Raw genomic sequence first — 16,714 nt, forward strand, 5'->3', positions numbered from 1 at the left:
ATTTTTTATGCCGTTTGATAATTAAAAGTTGTATAATAATATAGAAAGAAGCATAGTAGAATATAATTCTAGAAAAATTAAGGGATTTATTTAGTAACATAATGAAAGGGGAATTAAGCTAATGTATAGTTTTAAAAATGATTATAGTGAGGGATCCCATCCAAATATATTAAAAACACTAATGGAATCAAATATGGAACAGACAGAGGGGTATGGAGAAGATAGGTATTCTTTAGCTGCTATTACATTGTTAAAGGATAAATTAAAGTGTTCTGATGTTGATATACATATGTTTTGTGGTGGAACTCAAACAAATCTTACTGCAATTTCTGCATTTTTAAGACCACACGAGGCTGTTATTTCAGCTAGTACTGGTCATGTATTAGTACACGAAACTGGAGCTATTGAAGCCACTGGTCATAAAGTTATTTCCATGAAAGTAGAGGATGGGAAGCTTAAGCCTATTAATATAGAAATGGCACTTGAGGAACATACTGATGAGCATATGGTAAAGCCTAAGATGGTTTACATTTCAAATCCAACAGAAATAGGATCTATTTATAACAAACAAGAATTAGGAGATCTAAGTGAGTGTTGCAAGATCTACAATTTGATTTTATACCTTGATGGAGCGAGACTAGGCTCCGCACTATGCTCAAAAGGGAATGATATTGAGCTCTCGGATTTGCCAAAGCTCACTGATGCTTTTTATATAGGAGGAACTAAAAATGGTGCATTAATGGGAGAAGCTCTTGTTATCAGCACGGATTCTCTTAAAGAGGATTTTAGATTTCATATAAAGCAAAAGGGTGGGTTACTTGCTAAGGGAAGGTTAATTGGTATACAATTTTTGGAGCTATTTAAAGATGATCTTTACTTTGATTTGGCAAAACATGCGAATAATATGGCGCATCTATTAAAAAAGGGAATTAGTAATTGTGGATATGGATTTTTAATAGACTCTCCAACAAATCAAATATTCCCAATATTACCTAATAAAATAATTGAAAAGCTTAAGGAAAAGTATTCCTTTTATATATGGCAAAAAATTGATGAGGATAATTCTGCTATTCGTTTAGTAACATCTTGGGCCACAAAGGACGCGGCTGTTAAATCATTTATAGATGATATTACCATATTTATGAATGAATTTTTTGTGGTATAATGTAAATTGTTAAAGAAATAAGGAGGTTTTTCAATGGCAATACTTACGTCACTTAAGGATGCATTAAACGCGAAGCAATATAAATCTGAGATTGATAAATTAATCGAGGAAAATAAAAATTTGAGATATATAAAGCTAACTCCAACTCAATTGGGAATGAGCCAAGTTTTATCTAAAATTAAAGAACTTGAAGTGGAACTGGAGGAATATGACAAGCTAATTGAAACAAAAACAAAAGCCATAGAAGAACTCAATAGGGAATATAAGAGCCAAGCTGTATATCAAACCAAGGAATTTGAAGAAAAATCAAATGAATATGACAATTTAATGGTACTAAAAGGTAAAGAGCTTGAAGACAAAAGGGCTGAATATGATGAGTTAATCGGAACTAAAAGTGAAGAATATGATAATTTAATTGGACTAAAGGGTAAAGAACTGGAAGATAAAAAAGCAGAATACGATGACTTAATCGGAACCAAAAGCCAAGAATATGATAATCTAATTGCCTTAAAAAGCAAAGAACTTCAAGACAAAAGTACAGAATACGATGAATTTATTGAAAGAAAAAATAGTGAATATGAGGATTTAACTAGACAAAAGGCTGAGGACCTTAAGCAGAAATTAAGTGAATATGAAGTTTTAATTGGAACTAAAATAAAATCCATTGATGAACTTAATTTAGAATATAATAATGTGAAAACATCTGTAGATACTTTAAAGTCTGAAATTGTAACTTTAGATGATGATATTTTAATGCAGAGTTTTGGGGTTTATAAGCCTGAATATAATTTAATGAATTCAATAAAAGGTGCTACAATGCTTGAAAATATAAGAGAAAAGCAAATGGATATGGTTAAGTCAAAAGAAGCTATAGAATTTAAACAATGGGTTGTTAATGGAAGCATAAAAGAAGGTAATGAACTAGTTGAGGATATGACAGAGGATATGATTAAACTAGTCCTTAGGATTTTTAATGATGAGTGCGATTCTATTATTGATAAGGTGAAATTTAGCAATATAGAAGTAATAGAAAATAGAATTAAAACATTCTTTGGGGATTTAAATAAGCTTTCCAACCTAACACAAGTTAAAATAGTTCCTAAATATCTTAATACAAAACTAGAAGAACTTTATGTTACCTATGAATATAAATTGAAACAGCAGGAAGAAAAGGAAGAACAAAGTAGAATGATGGAATAATATAATTCACAGAACAATTTATTATTAAAGAAAAATGCCCTTGTAATTTTACAAATTACAAGGGCATTTTTATATTAGATTACTTGTATATCTATAATTACCCTCTTTAGACGGTTTGGGTGTTATAATTAGTAAGTAGCATTATAATTAGTAAGGGGTGATGTAAAATGTTAAAGAAAAATTTTAAAATAATTCTTTTCACAGCAGTAATCATTATAATAACGGCACTTATGGTTGTGTTTTTAACAAAAGGCGATAGTGCAACCCAAACCTTTGATGCATATAAGAATAATTGGGTGAAGAAGGATTTCAAAACCATGTATAGCATGCTCTCTGTAAAAACTAAGGAAACAGTAACTGAAAAGCAATTTATAGATAAATACTCTGCTATTTATAGTGGAATAGGAGCTGAAAGCATATCAATTAAAGTGGAGAATGAGGATAAAATTAAAATTGGCAACAAAAAAAATATTACTATACCATTTTCCATAGTTATGAATACAGCTGCTGGGAAATTAAATATGCAAGGGTACCAGGCAACTATGGTAAGGGAAAAAGTTAATAATAAAAAACAGTGGGCACTATTTACGAAAAAACAATGGACCATAGTTTGGGATGAGAAAATGATATTCCCCAATATGGAAGCAGGAGATAAGGTTAGGATAAAACTAGAAATGGCAAAACGTGGAGAAATTTCTGATAGAAATGGAAACCCGCTTGCTATAAATGCGCCAATTGTATGTATTGGGATACAACCCAATAGATTTGTTAAAAATAAGGATAGTAATATATCTCAAATGGCTAAGATATTAGATATTGATGCCACCGTTATAGAAACTAAACTTAAAGCTAATGCAAATTCTGAACAGTTTGTACCAATTATTAACATATTGCCTAGTGAAAAAGTGAAAATAGCTGAGGTTATGAAGCTTGAAGGTGTAATTCATAACAAACCTGAAGGTAGAATATATCCAGGTGGTGAAGCCTTTGGGTCATTGATAGGGTATATTGAGCCTATAAATGCTGAAGAACTAGAAAAGATGGCTGGGCAGGGTTATAGCTCAGTGAGTTTAGTAGGTAAGGCAGGGCTAGAACAGGTCCATGAAAAAAGACTTAAGGGGGAAAATGGAGCAACAATATATATATCAAAAGAAGTGGATGGGAAGGAAATCCAAAAGCTTATAATTCTTAAAAAAGAAGCTAAAGCTGGTGAAAATATAAAATTATCAGTAGACTCTGAGCTACAAAAGAAAATATATGCAGGAATGAATAAGGATGCAGGAGCTTGTGCTGCGTTAAATCCAAAAAGTGGAGAGGTTTTGGCTTTAGTAAGTTCACCATCGTATGATTCAAATGCACGGACCACTTATATTTCAAATAGCCAAAGCGCAGCATGGAAAAGTGCTAAGGAACCATTTAAAAATAGATTTAAGGCTGTATATTCTCCAGGATCTACATTTAAAATGATAACGGCTGCTATTGGGTTAGATCAAGGTAAGATAAAACCTAATGAACTTATAAACATACAGGGAACACAGTGGCAAAAGGATAAATCATGGGGACCCCATATGGTTACTAGGGTTAGTGATAAGGTAAAGTCAGTGAATTTACAGGATGCATTTGTATATTCCGATAACATATACTTCGCAATGGCAGCTCTTAAAATAGGTAAAGAGGAATTTATAAAGGGAAGTAGTAAATTTGGAATGGGGGAAAAACTTCCAATAGATTATCCCATAGCAAATTCACAAGTAGTAACTGACAATATTAAAAATGAGGTAGCATTAGCGGATACTGGTTATGGTCAGGGGCAGGTACTTATGAGTCCACTACAGCTTGCACTATCATATAGCGCAGTTGTTAACGATGGAAACATTATGTCCCCAACTTTAGAAAGTTTTAATACGAAGGTAAAGTCTAAGGTATGGAAAGCTAATGCAATTTCTGTGGGTAATATAAAATTCATAAAAGACGGTCTCACTGCAGTTATAGAAAATCCGGATGGTACAGGTAATTTGGCAAAAATTAACGGGATAGCTCTTGCAGGTAAAACTGGAACAGCAGAACTCAAGAAAGATGCCAAAGATACTACAGCAGAAAATAATGGATGGTTTGTATGTATGGATACAGCTAACCCCCAAATAGTAGTATCGATGTTAATTGAGGATGTTAAAAATAAAGGTGATAGTCACTATGTTGTACCTATTGTAAAGGGAGTAATGGAATATTACTTGAATAAAGTACCAAAATAGATTTAACTAATTATTAGAAATAAAGTGAATTTGCTAAATATTGTTTAGAGAAGTACAATTAGGTAGTGGATATTTAAACTTTTTAATAACATTAATTACCAAAACGAAGGAGGAAAGATAGTGTGAGAAAGTTTGTTGATTTGAACAGTGATGTAGGAGAAAGTTTTGGAGCTTACAAGATAGGGATTGATGAGGAGGTACTAAAGTATGTCTCTTCAGCTAATATTGCCTGTGGATGGCATGCGGGGGATCCTGTAGTTATGAGGAAGACTGTAGAAATTGCTTATAATAACAACATAGGTATTGGTGCACATCCTGGATTTTTTGATATTATGGGTTTTGGAAGAAGAAATATGACAGTGTCTCCTGATGAGATAAAGCAGTATACCATATATCAACTTGGAGCATTATACGGTTTTGTAAAAGCAATAGGAGGTAAAATACAGCATGTAAAGCCTCATGGAGCAATGTATAACATGGCAACCAAAGATGGCAAAATGGCCTGTGCAATAATAGAGGGAATATGGGAAGTGGATAGAGATCTGATAGTCCTTGGACCTTCAGGAAGTGAAATGGTGAAGGCAGCAGCGGAAAAGAAATTAAAAGTTGCAAATGAAGTTTTTGCCGACAGAGCATATAATTCTGATGGAACTCTTGTTGCAAGAAGTCTTCCTGGCTCCATGATAACGGATAAGAATATAGCTATTTCAAGGGTAATAAGAATGGTAACAGAGGGAAAAGTCACAGCAATATCCGGAGAAGAATTGGACATAAAGGCAGATTCCATGTGTGTTCATGGAGACAATCCAGAGGCTGTTGATTTTGTACGACTTATAAAGGAAGAGCTATTAAAAGCTAGAATAGAAATAAAACCACTACATGAATTTATAAAATAGGGAGTGACTTTATGAAAAATAACATACATTCTGAGGAAAAGCATATAAACATAAAAAAGAAAAGTAATTGGGGTGTACTTATTGGAGCAGCATTCCTTATGGCTACATCTGCTATAGGACCGGGATTTATGACTCAAACTGCTGTATTTACAGAAAAATATAAAGCTAACCTAGGATTTATTATACTACTTACTATTATTGTAAACGTTGTAGCCCAACTCAATATATGGAGGGTTATTGGTGTATCAGGACTTAGAGGGCAAGATATTGCAAATAAGACCATGCCTGGTCTTGGTGTTTTTCTAGCAATACTCATATGTCTTGGGGGACTTGCATTTAATATAGGAAATATCGCAGGAGCTGGCCTTGGTATTAATGTAATGTTCGGTATAAATTCTAAAATAGGTGCTATGATTAGTGCTGTTATAGCGGTTATAATATTTACTTCTAAAGAAGCTGGAAAAGCAATGGATAATTTTACAAAGGTACTGGGTGTGCTTATGATTATTGTCATAGGCTTTGTTGCATTTAAGACTCATCCTCCAGTGGGGCAGATGATTGCAAGGACATTTGTACCAACCAAGTTTGACTTTCTGCCCTTTGTAACGCTTGTAGGTGGAACAGTAGGAGGTTATATAACATTTGCAGGAGGACATAGACTAATAGATGCTAATATTATTGGAGAAGAAAATTTGGGGGAAATAACCAAAAGTTCAGTAATTGGTATACTAATAGCATCATTGATGAGAATACTTCTTTTCGCCGCAGTGCTTGGAGTTGTTGTTAACATAGGAAAACCACTCGGCTCAGAAAATCCTGCAGCTGAAGCGTTCAGACTTGGAGCGGGTAACCTGGGCTATAAGTTTTTTGGAGTTGTACTTTGGTCGGCGGCTATAACTTCAGTGGTTGGATCTGCTTATACATCGGTATCATTCTTAAAAACACTAGCCCCAGTCTTTGAAAAACACACCTCGAAATTTATTATAGGGTTTATTGCAATATCAACAATTATATTTCTAACGGTAGGTAAGCCAGTAAAGTTGCTTGTATTAGCAGGTTCATTGAATGGTTTGATTCTTCCAATTGCCCTTGGAATAATACTTATTGCGTCTACTAAGAAAAATATTGTGGGAGAGTATAAGCATTCAAAGTGGCTTATGTATACGGGCTATATTGTTGTAGTGTTAGCAATTATTGCAGGCTACCAGTCCATGAGTGGAATAGCTGCACTATGGAGATAGGAGGTAAATATACAATATGTATGAAAAAGTTAAGTATTTAACTGCGGGAGATAGAGGATTAGTTATCGAATTTGGAGATGAAATTGAAGAAGGTATTAACTCGAAAATCAGAAGTCTTACACTTGCAATGGAGAGAGAAGGGATTAAAGGAATAATAGAGACTATTCCTACATACAGGTCACTGATGGTAATTTACGATCCTATGATAATAGAATTAGTGGAGCTTATAGATAATGTAAAGTCTATCCAGGCGAAAATGGATGAAATGAAGCTTCCTGATGCTAAAGTTATTGAGATACCAACATTTTATGGTGGGGAGCATGGACCTGATATTGAGTTTGTGGCACAACACAATGAAATATCTATAGAGGATGTAATAAAGATTCATACGTCCATGGAGTATTTGATTTATATGATCGGATTCACACCTGGCTTTCCTTACCTAGGAGGTATGAATGATAAAATAGCGGCACCTAGGCTACAGACCCCAAGAACTAAAATACCTGTTGGAAGCGTAGGAATTGCAGGTAACCAGACAGGTATATATCCTATAGAAAGCCCTGGGGGATGGCAATTAATTGGCAGGACTCCTGTTAATCTGTATGATCCATACAGGAAGGAGCCTGTACTATTAAATGCAGGTGATTATATAAAATTCATACAAATAGATGAAGTAGAATATAAAAATATTGAGGCTTTTGAGAGAGAAGGAAAATATAAAGTAATTACAAGAGCAAGGGAAAGAAGGTGAGTATATGACAATAATGAAAATACTAAAGCCAGGTATGTATACCACCATTCAGGATGAGGGCAGATATAATTACCAAAAATCTGGAATGTCTGTTGCAGGAGCAATGGATCAATTCTCTCTAAGAGTGGCAAATATTCTTGTAGGAAACAGTGATGGTGAAGCCTGTTTGGAAGCTACCATTATGGGACCGGAAATAAAATTCCAGGGTGAGGCAATGATTGCAGTTACAGGAGCTAATCTGGTCCCTAGGATAAATAATGTGGCTGTAGATATGTGGTGTGGAGTTAAAGTTTCAGATGGGGATGTACTTTCCTTTGGAACTGTAAAAAGTGGATGCAGGAGTTATATATCAATAACAAATGGAATAGACGTGCCAGAGGTTATGGGTAGCAAGTCTACTTATGTGAAGGGAAAAGTGGGAGGTTTTGAGGGAAGGATACTGAAGGCTGGTGATGAGATAAGGATAAGAAGTTCAGAAGGAAGTAATTTTGATAGTAGGGTAAAACTTCCAACTGAGTTTATACCAAGTTATAATAAGGATAATATGGTAAGGGTAGTGATGGGTCCTCAGGATGATTATTTTACAGCAGAGGGTATCAATACATTTTTCAATTGTCCCTATGAAGTTACAAATGAAGCCGATAGAATGGGATATCGTTTATCAGGCACTAAAATTTCCCATAAAACCGGTGCAGACATTATATCTGACGGCATAACCATGGGGTCTGTGCAGGTTCCAGGACATGGGGCTCCCATAATTATGATGGCGGATAGACAAACTACTGGTGGATATACAAAAATCGCAACAGTAATAACACCGGATATAAACATAGTAGGCCAGTTGAAGCCTGGTGACAGTATAAGGTTTAAAGCAATAGACATTGTGGAAGCTCATAAAATATATAAAAAATACATTAGAGACTTCCATGAGATACGAGAATGCGTGGCAAAGTTAAGATCAAACAAAACATGCACTAAAAATTTTAAAGTAAGATTAAATAATAAGGAGTTTGAAGTGGTTGTAGAGGAAATTAAGTAACAACAGTCCTAGCGCACAAAAACACTTTTGAAAAAAAATACCTAAAAGTGCTCTAGCAAAATGCTGGAGCACTTTTAGCTTTTAAAGAATAGAAGTGAAACCGCTTTGGAGGCTCGTAAGCTCAGTTGGTAATTGGGTAATATTTAAATTTGTGTTAAAAACATTAAAGTTAGCAAAACTATAATATTTTATAAAAATATTGACATGTATACTAACATTTGGTTATTTGTGCTATAATATATAATGACGAGGAATTTTTTTAAAAAATATTTTAATTTATTAATTCAACTAAAAAACTTATTAAGCTATAGAGATAATTGTAAAAATTATTACAGTGTTTAGATATACAACAAAATGCCTTAAATTGTGGACAAGGTTATATAAAATGAAATCTAGGAGAGTTAAGGACTCCTAATATGAAAATCACTGATAATATTATGTGTTGCAATCTTAACATTTATGATGAGCTTTGTAAGGATATTGTATTTCATGAAGGGGAGATGAGAATTAGATTTAGGTGTCTGGTTACATAGTTGAATTTTAACGAGAAGAGAATCTTATTACTAAAATATTTAGGAGGCAGTTATTATGAAATTATTGATTTTGGCCCCAATTTGTTCTATATTAGCACTTGCTTTTGCTGGATATCTTGCATATAAAGTAATGAAAGAAGACGAAGGAACGGAGCAAATGAAAAAAATTGCTGCGGCTATCAGAAAAGGTGCAGATGCCTATTTAAAAAGGCAGTACACAGGAGTAGCTCTTTTCTTTGTAGTTATGTTTGTAATCCTAGGGATACTTGCAGCATTTGGTTTTCTTACCCCATTTGTACCTTTTGCATTTATAACTGGAGGTTTCTTCTCAGGTCTTTCAGGTTTTATAGGAATGAAAATTGCCACTCGTGCAAATGTTAGAACTACACATGCAGCTGGGAAAAGTCTTAACAGTGCCTTAAAGGTTGCTTTTTCAAGCGGTGCAGTAATGGGACTTACTGTTGTAGGTCTTGGACTTCTTGATATTAGCATATGGTATTATTTGTTAGATTTTTTCTATAGAGATTTAGATGCGGCTCTAAGAATTCAAAATATAACAAGTGCAATGATTACTTTTGGAATGGGAGCTAGCTCCATGGCATTATTTGCTCGTGTAGGTGGAGGTATATTCACTAAAGCTGCAGATGTAGGTGCAGATCTTGTTGGTAAAGTTGAAATAGGAATTCCAGAAGATGATCCAAGAAATCCTGCAGTTATAGCTGATAATGTTGGAGACAATGTTGGAGACGTAGCTGGTATGGGAGCAGACCTTTACGAATCCTATGTTGGATCAATAGTATCCACTTCGGCTCTTGCAGTAGCTGCTGGACTTGGAGTTAAAGGTGTTGCGATTCCTATGATTATAGCGTCAATTGGTGTAGTTGCATCTATTATTGGAACCTTCTTTGTTAAATCAGGGGAGAAAACAGAGCAAAAGGGTCTTTTAGCAGCTCTCAGGCGTGGTGTCTATGTAAGTTCTGCAATAATTGCAATACTTTCCTTCTTCCTTGTATGGAATGTACTTGGATGGGAGCACATCGGAGTTTATTGTGCAATATTAAGTGGGCTTATAGCAGGTAATTTAATTGGTTTTTGTACAGAATACTTTACGTCAGATACGTACAAGCCTACTAAAAAACTGGCACAGACCACAACAACTGGTGCAGCCACAGTTATAATTGGTGGTATTTCACTGGGAATGATGTCTACTTTTCTTCCGGTTATAATAGTAGCTATAGCAATCGCAGCTAGTTTTAATTTTGCTGGAGGAGCGGGAGATTACAATATGGGGTTATATGGTGTGGGAATAGCAGCAGTAGGTATGCTTAGTACACTAGGTATAACCTTAGCTACGGATGCTTATGGTCCTGTAGCAGACAATGCTGGTGGTATTGCAGAAATGACTCATCAAGATCCTATAGTTCGAGAGAGAACAGATGCTCTTGATTCACTAGGAAATACTACAGCAGCTACAGGTAAAGGTTTTGCTATAGGTTCAGCTGCTTTAACAGCTCTAGCACTTATTGCAGCCTATAGGGATCAAGTGGAGATTATTGTAAAAAAAGAAAATTTGAAGTTTGTTTTTGACTTGTCAATATTAAATCCTCAGGTTCTTATAGGTTTATTTATAGGTGGAATGGTACCTTTTGTATTTGCGGCATTAACAATGGATGCAGTAGGTAAAACAGCACAACTTATAGTTGTAGAAGTTAGAAGACAATTTAAAGAGATATTGGGTCTTATGGAGGGCAAAGCAGAGGCTGACTATGCAACCTGTGTTGATATCTGTACAAAAGCAGCTCAAAAGGAAATGATTATGCCTGCTCTACTGGCTATTATTATCCCAATAACAGTTGGACTTCTTTTAGGTGTAAATGGTGTGGCAGGACTCCTGGCAGGAGCAACTGTAACAGGTTTTGTACTTGCTGTTATGATGGCAAATTCTGGTGGAGCTTGGGATAATGCCAAAAAGCATATCGAAGCTGGCAACCTAGGCGGAAAAGGATCAGATTGTCATAAAGCAGCTGTTGTTGGTGACACTGTGGGAGATCCATTTAAGGATACCTCAGGTCCAGCAATAAATATATTGATTAAGTTACTTTCAATGGTATCAATAGTATTTGCAGCATTTATTTTGAAGTTTTCAATATTTTAAGTAAACTAAAAGCGGCTCCCCATTAATCTAGGGAACCGCTTTTAAAATTAAAAACTGTTAAACTTCTTTAACTATCTCATCGTAGCTTCTTCTATATGCTCTAGGGTAAAGTGTCTTAGTTTCATCTAAGTGTCCAAGTGCAATTAGCATTACAACTGTCTTATTTTCTTCAAGTCCAAATTCACGTCTAACTCCTTCAAAATCCATGCCACTCATTGGATGAGAATCTACTCCAAAGCTCTTTGCTGCATACATTATAGACATTGCAAGAAGTCCTGCATTACTTTCAGCAAACTTTAATTTGTTTTCTTCTGTTGTTCCATATAAACTACGTGCAAAACCTTGAGTACCTGCTAATTTTTCTTTATCATTACCAAGCATTTTTAACATATCTTGCCATGTAGGATTTGATTCATCATATCCAGTTTTATTACCTACAATTATTAAAGTTACTGGAGCTTCTAATATCTTAGGTTGACTATTTGAAAGTTTGTGTAATCTCTCTTTAGCGTCCACTGTTTTTACTGCTATAATTTCCCAAGGCTGAAGATTAAATGCTGATGGAGCGAGTACTGCAAGGTTAATTATATCTTTAAGTAATCCATCCTCCACTCCTTTATTTGTATCGAAAAAATTGATAGACCTTCTATCTTCATAGACTTGTTTTAAATTCATTTAAATACACCCCTTTATCTCTTTTTATTATTTATAATTATTTATTACTAATAGCTACAAACTACTAATAATTATTATTTACTTTATAGTAGTATAATAACAATAATTAACTAATTATGTCAAGTAGTTATAAAAATTATTTTTACTTATTTAATAATATAACAAAGGTATTGAAAATAATTAGTCGAATTAGATATAATAAGTTATAAAATATTTTGTTTTTCAATAATTACAAGCATGAAAGGAACTTTTTTATGAATAATAATGAAAATAAAAATAAATACATGGAAATAATGGAGATTGATCCATATCTCAGACCTTTTGAAAAGGATATTCAACTTAGAGGGTCAAATTATACATCGTGCAAAAAAAAATTGCTGGCTAATAATCAAAGTTTGCAGTCTTTTGCTAATGGAGACTTATTTTACGGGTTTCATCGTCTATCGGATGGTTGGATTTATAGAGAATGGGCTCCTAAGGCAGATGCTCTTTATTTAATTGGTGATTTTAATTATTGGGATGCAAACGCACATCCATTACAAAAAAAAGAAAATGGTAATTGGGAGATATTTTTGCCGGGATTGCAAGCGCTGAGACATAAGTCTTATGTTAAGGTAAGAGTAGTAGCTAAAAATGTATCAAGAGATAGAATTCCACTTTATATTAAGCGAACTGTTCAAGACCCTGTTACTCATGATTTTGTAGGACAGATTTGGCAACCGGATTACGATTTTAATTGGCAGGATAGTGAGTTTCATGTTGATAATAATAAACCACTGTTTATATATGAGTCTCATGTAGGTATGGCGCAGGAAAAAGAAGGTATGGGAACTTTTAGTGAATTTACGGAAATTACACTTCCAAGGATAAAAGCTGCTGGCTATAATACAGTGCAGCTTATGGCTGTAATGCAACATCCTTATTATGCTTCCTTTGGTTATCAAGTATCTAATTTTTTTGCAGTTTCTTCCTGGTTCGGAACCCCTGAAGAGCTTAAAATATTAATTAATACTGCCCACCTTATGGGAATTGCTGTATTACTTGATTTAGTGCATTCTCATTCAAGTAAGAATATAGCAGAGGGTATTAATGAGTTTGATGGGACTGATTATCAATTTTTTAATACTGGAACCTCCGGGAATCATTCCGCTTGGGGTACAAAACTTTTTAATTATGGAAAGCCAGAGGTTCTTCATTTTCTTTTGTCTAACATTAAGTTTTGGCTGGAGGAATATCATTTTGATGGTTATAGATTTGATGGTGTTTCCTCCATGTTATATCACCACCACGGACTTGGAGTAGCCTTTACAGATTATAGTAAATACTTTAGTATGGATACAGATATAGAAGCAATAACTTACCTTCAATTTGCAAATGATTTAATTAGACAAGTGAAACCGAGTGCGGTAACTATTGCTGAGGATATGAGTGGAATGCCTGGAATGTGTTTGCCAGTAGACGTTGGTGGGTTGGGCTTTGACTATCGGTTGTCTATGGGAGTGCCTGATCTTTGGGTGAAAATACTTAAAGAGACACCGGATGAAAAATGGAGTATGAGTAAGCTTTGGCATGAATTGACTAGTAGACGACCTCACGAGAAGAATATAGGTTATTCTGAATCACATGATCAGGCACTTGTAGGTGACAAGACCTTAATGTTCCGTTTAGGAGACAAGGAAATGTATACTCATATGTCAAAAAATGATGACAATTTAATAATAAGTAAAGCTATAGAATTGCTTAAATTAATTAGATTCATCACTATAACTTTAGGTGGTGAAGGCTATTTGAATTTCATGGGTAATGAATTTGGTCACCCGGAATGGATCGACTTCCCAAGAGAAGGTAACCATTGGAGTTATCATTATGCAAGAAGACAATGGAGTCTAATGGAGGACAAAGAGCTTAAGTATGAATATTTATTAAATTTTGATAAAGGTATGTTGAGTTTAGTAAAAACCTATAATGTTTTAAGCGCTTGTGATCTGCAAAACCTTTGGACTGATGAGCAGAAGAAACTGCTTGCTTTCAGAAAAGGTGAGCTGATATTTTTATTTAATTTTAATCATTGCGAATCTTTCTCTGAGTATGAACTTCCTACTCATGAAATGGGTGAATATAAAATTGTATTTAATAGCGATGAGCAAATATTTGGTGGGCAGGGTAGAATTTCAAGTAATTATATTTACCATGCAGAAACATTGAAGCATAAGGAAAATAAAACTGGAGTTATAATATACTCACCTAGTAGAACAGTACTAGTATTAAAGAAAGTGAGGTAATATTAACAATATATTTTAAATAGGAGTTTTCACATTGGAGGAGAGGGCATGTTAAATCCGGGACAAATACTAGATGAAGGTAAGGGCAAGGATAAGATCTGTAAATGTTAAAAAATGAAGTCCCCATTATTACTTTATTAGCTCTTTAAATTCTATACTATCCTGTACATTATCAAAATCCTCTTCGTCTTTTGCTGTATTTTTAATAGTTGGGTTAATATCAATGGCTAGTTTTAAATATTTTATAGAGTTTTCAATATCACCTTTTCTTCCATAGATACTAGCTATACCATAATAACTCCATTCGAATTTTTCTACTTCTAAAGCACTTTTATACCATTTGATAGCTTCATCATAATGTCCGTATAATTCATTAGCTAGTGCTTTATTAAATCTTGCATAACCATAATCAGGTTTCAGTTTTAAAGCTTGATCAATTTGCTCTAAACCACTTTTGAAATTTCCACTGTAAGCTAGAGCAATTCCTTCCACGGCATATGCTTTATAAAAGTTAGAATCTTCTTTAAGTACCTTTCTCTCTGTTTCGATAGCTTGCACATATTTTTTTTTGAAAAACTCGTCGTAACCTATTTTCCATTTCTTTTCTAAGGCTTCTTGCTTTTGTTTTATCACTTGCTGTTTTTTAATTTCAGCGTCTTGTATTTTATCATTTTTTATTTCTTCACTTTTACTAACGGTTACTTCAGCTTTATTGTTTGAAGGGGCTACAATACTATTTTTTAAATTAATGTTTCTAATTGAAATAATAATCGCTAGGATTGCTATAATAATAGAAATTAGCACCTTGAATTTAAACCATTTTGCTTTCATATTTTCCACCTATTTCCTCATTATAAGGTTTTAAGGTAACACTTAAAACCCTATAAATAAATTTTATGGATTCAACTTTACTTTGAACTCATTAAAACTGAAATTTGCATTAACAAAAATTCTGCCTAATGAATAAATATTATTGTTTTTATTTATCCAACTCATATCTGTTGAAAAAGCTAACTTATAACCGGATTCTTTTGCAGCTTTTATTGTGTCTTCCGTATATCCTCCATAAGGATATGCTAAGTAATTTATTTTTCTGTTTAATATTTTTTCTAATTTAGCTTTTGAAGAGGTCATTGTTTTTATATTATCACTATAGGATATCTTATCTAAATGTTCATGGGCAACTGTGTGGCTTTCTATTCTTATATTGTTTGAATCTAGGAATTTTATTTCATCAGATGTTAAAAAATCTTTCTCAGTATCTATGGCACCAGTAATTACAAACACAGTTGCTTTTAATCCTAATTCCTTTAATATAGGGTATGCATTAGTGTAGTTATCTTTATAGCCATCGTCAAAGGTTATGATTATGGGTTTATCAGGTATCATTTTACCTGTTTGCATATAACTATAAAGTTCATCCACAGTTAAAGTTGTATAATTATTATCTTTGAGATATTTCATTTGCATTCTAAAGTTTTCTTTGGAAAGTCTTAGAGAATTTCCTTTTTCATAACTAATAGAATGATACATAAGTATTGGTATTTTACTATTATTCACCTTGAAAACAGATGATGATTTATAAATTTTTTCTTCGATTTTTAAATTATCATACACAGCCAATTTATCTGAGGGCTCTGGTGTCAATTTAATTTGTTCATTAATTACTTCCGGTATTTTTATTCCACTAGAAGATCTTAACCTATTAATCCCATAAGTTAGTCCTAAACACAATATAAAGATTGCTATTGTTGTAATTATAATAAATGGGTTTTTACTTAATTTCATAATACACCTCATTTTGTTATTCGTTTTTTAAATTATATCATAGATATACTTACATAATATCAATACAATTACACGATAGCAATATATTAACATCTTTTAAAGAAGTTATAGTATATAAAATAAGATATCATTTATCAGTTAGCAACCAGTAAGGATGGATTAACAAATGATGATGCCAAAAAAAATTGGAGACATATGGTTTAAATGCAATGAAGCCTAAAAAGAGCAATAGTGTGTTAAAACTTTTGCTCTCTCAGTTTAAAAGCCCAATCATATTAATTTTGTTTTTTGCTATTGGCTTATCTTTTTTTCTTAAAGATACTGTGGATGCATTAATTATATTAGCAATCGTACTAGGCAGCGGATTGCTTGGTTTTTGGCAAGAATATGGAACCAGTAACGCAGTGGAGAAACCTTTGGCCTTGGTGCAAATTAAGGCAACGGTGCTTCGTAATGGTTTATCCAAGGAAATAAGTGTGGAAGAAATCGTACCGGGAGATGTGGTTATATTAAAAGCAGGGGATATGGTACCTGGGGATTGCCTCATCATAGAGTCCAATTCGCTATTTATAGAAGAAACTACTTTGACCGATGAAACCTACCCACTTGAAAAAGAGACAGGAATACTGGCAGTTGGATTGACACCATACTACCTGCCATAATCAGTATAAATCTTGCTCATGGAGCAAATTGCAACTGCAGAAATTGCCAAAAAGCTTTTCTACAAAATAGTAAAG

General features: G+C 33.7%; 13 protein-coding genes. 10 read left to right on the forward strand and 3 right to left on the reverse strand.

Annotation, left to right across the window (positions count from 1 at the left end; translation table 11 throughout):
- The first annotated feature begins 121 nt into the window (after positions 1–121).
- From G9F72_RS12455 to G9F72_RS12490, 8 genes are all read left to right on the forward strand, one after another.
- Positions 122–1,165 carry a threonine aldolase family protein gene (locus G9F72_RS12455; RefSeq protein ID WP_164957390.1) on the forward strand — a complete coding sequence of 348 codons (1,044 nt, stop codon included), beginning with the start codon at positions 122–124 and terminating at the stop codon, positions 1,163–1,165.
- A gap of 33 nt (positions 1,166–1,198) precedes the next feature.
- Entirely contained in the window at positions 1,199–2,365 is a 1,167-nt protein-coding gene (locus G9F72_RS12460) for a DUF4041 domain-containing protein (protein ID WP_164957389.1), read from the forward strand.
- 167 nt (positions 2,366–2,532) lie between these two features.
- Positions 2,533–4,617 (forward strand): penicillin-binding transpeptidase domain-containing protein, encoded by a 2,085-nt coding sequence (locus G9F72_RS12465; RefSeq protein ID WP_164957388.1) that lies wholly within the window; start codon positions 2,533–2,535, stop codon positions 4,615–4,617.
- Positions 4,618–4,739: 122 nt separating this feature from the next.
- Positions 4,740–5,513 (forward strand): LamB/YcsF family protein, encoded by a 774-nt coding sequence (locus G9F72_RS12470; protein ID WP_164957387.1) that lies wholly within the window; start codon positions 4,740–4,742, stop codon positions 5,511–5,513.
- An 11-nt stretch (positions 5,514–5,524) separates the two neighbouring features.
- On the forward strand, positions 5,525–6,754 hold the full coding sequence (locus G9F72_RS12475) for an NRAMP family divalent metal transporter (RefSeq protein WP_164957386.1): 1,230 nt from the start codon (positions 5,525–5,527) through the stop codon (positions 6,752–6,754).
- A gap of 16 nt (positions 6,755–6,770) precedes the next feature.
- The gene (gene pxpB, locus G9F72_RS12480) at positions 6,771–7,505 is read left to right on the forward strand and encodes a 5-oxoprolinase subunit PxpB (protein ID WP_164957385.1); all 735 of its coding nucleotides are present in this window, start codon (positions 6,771–6,773) and stop codon (positions 7,503–7,505) included.
- Between the two features lie 4 nt (positions 7,506–7,509).
- Entirely contained in the window at positions 7,510–8,544 is a 1,035-nt protein-coding gene (locus G9F72_RS12485) for a biotin-dependent carboxyltransferase family protein (protein WP_164957384.1), read from the forward strand.
- Positions 8,545–9,132: 588 nt separating this feature from the next.
- Positions 9,133–11,232 carry a sodium-translocating pyrophosphatase gene (locus G9F72_RS12490; RefSeq protein ID WP_164957383.1) on the forward strand — a complete coding sequence of 700 codons (2,100 nt, stop codon included), beginning with the start codon at positions 9,133–9,135 and terminating at the stop codon, positions 11,230–11,232.
- Positions 11,233–11,289: 57 nt separating this feature from the next.
- Here G9F72_RS12490 and G9F72_RS12495 read toward each other — a convergent pair whose 3' ends face one another.
- Complete coding sequence (locus tag G9F72_RS12495; RefSeq protein ID WP_164957382.1) at positions 11,290–11,907, reverse strand: nitroreductase family protein; 618 nt, start codon at positions 11,905–11,907, stop codon at positions 11,290–11,292.
- A gap of 254 nt (positions 11,908–12,161) precedes the next feature.
- On the opposite strand from G9F72_RS12495, the gene G9F72_RS12500 reads away from it, so the two are divergent.
- Positions 12,162–14,189 carry an alpha-amylase family glycosyl hydrolase gene (locus tag G9F72_RS12500; protein ID WP_202054849.1) on the forward strand — a complete coding sequence of 676 codons (2,028 nt, stop codon included), beginning with the start codon at positions 12,162–12,164 and terminating at the stop codon, positions 14,187–14,189.
- Positions 14,190–14,318: 129 nt separating this feature from the next.
- Here the strand turns inward: G9F72_RS12500 and G9F72_RS12505 are convergent, their stop codons facing one another.
- Positions 14,319–15,020: a tetratricopeptide repeat protein gene (locus tag G9F72_RS12505; RefSeq protein ID WP_224676106.1), complete on the reverse strand. Its 702-nt coding sequence runs from the start codon at positions 15,018–15,020 to the stop codon at positions 14,319–14,321.
- Positions 15,021–15,083: 63 nt separating this feature from the next.
- Positions 15,084–15,977, reverse strand: coding sequence for a polysaccharide deacetylase family protein (locus tag G9F72_RS12510; protein WP_164957381.1), 894 nt, complete (start codon positions 15,975–15,977; stop codon positions 15,084–15,086).
- Positions 15,978–16,162: 185 nt separating this feature from the next.
- Between G9F72_RS12510 and G9F72_RS12515 the strand changes: the two genes are divergently transcribed.
- A complete protein-coding gene (locus tag G9F72_RS12515) occupies positions 16,163–16,639 on the forward strand; it encodes a cation-transporting P-type ATPase (RefSeq protein WP_224676107.1) in 477 nt (158 codons plus the stop codon).
- The last annotated feature ends 75 nt before the right edge of the window (positions 16,640–16,714 follow it).

Origin of the sequence: Clostridium estertheticum, from assembly GCF_011065935.2 — a bacterium.
Lineage (GTDB): Bacteria > Bacillota > Clostridia > Clostridiales > Clostridiaceae > Clostridium_AD > Clostridium_AD estertheticum_A.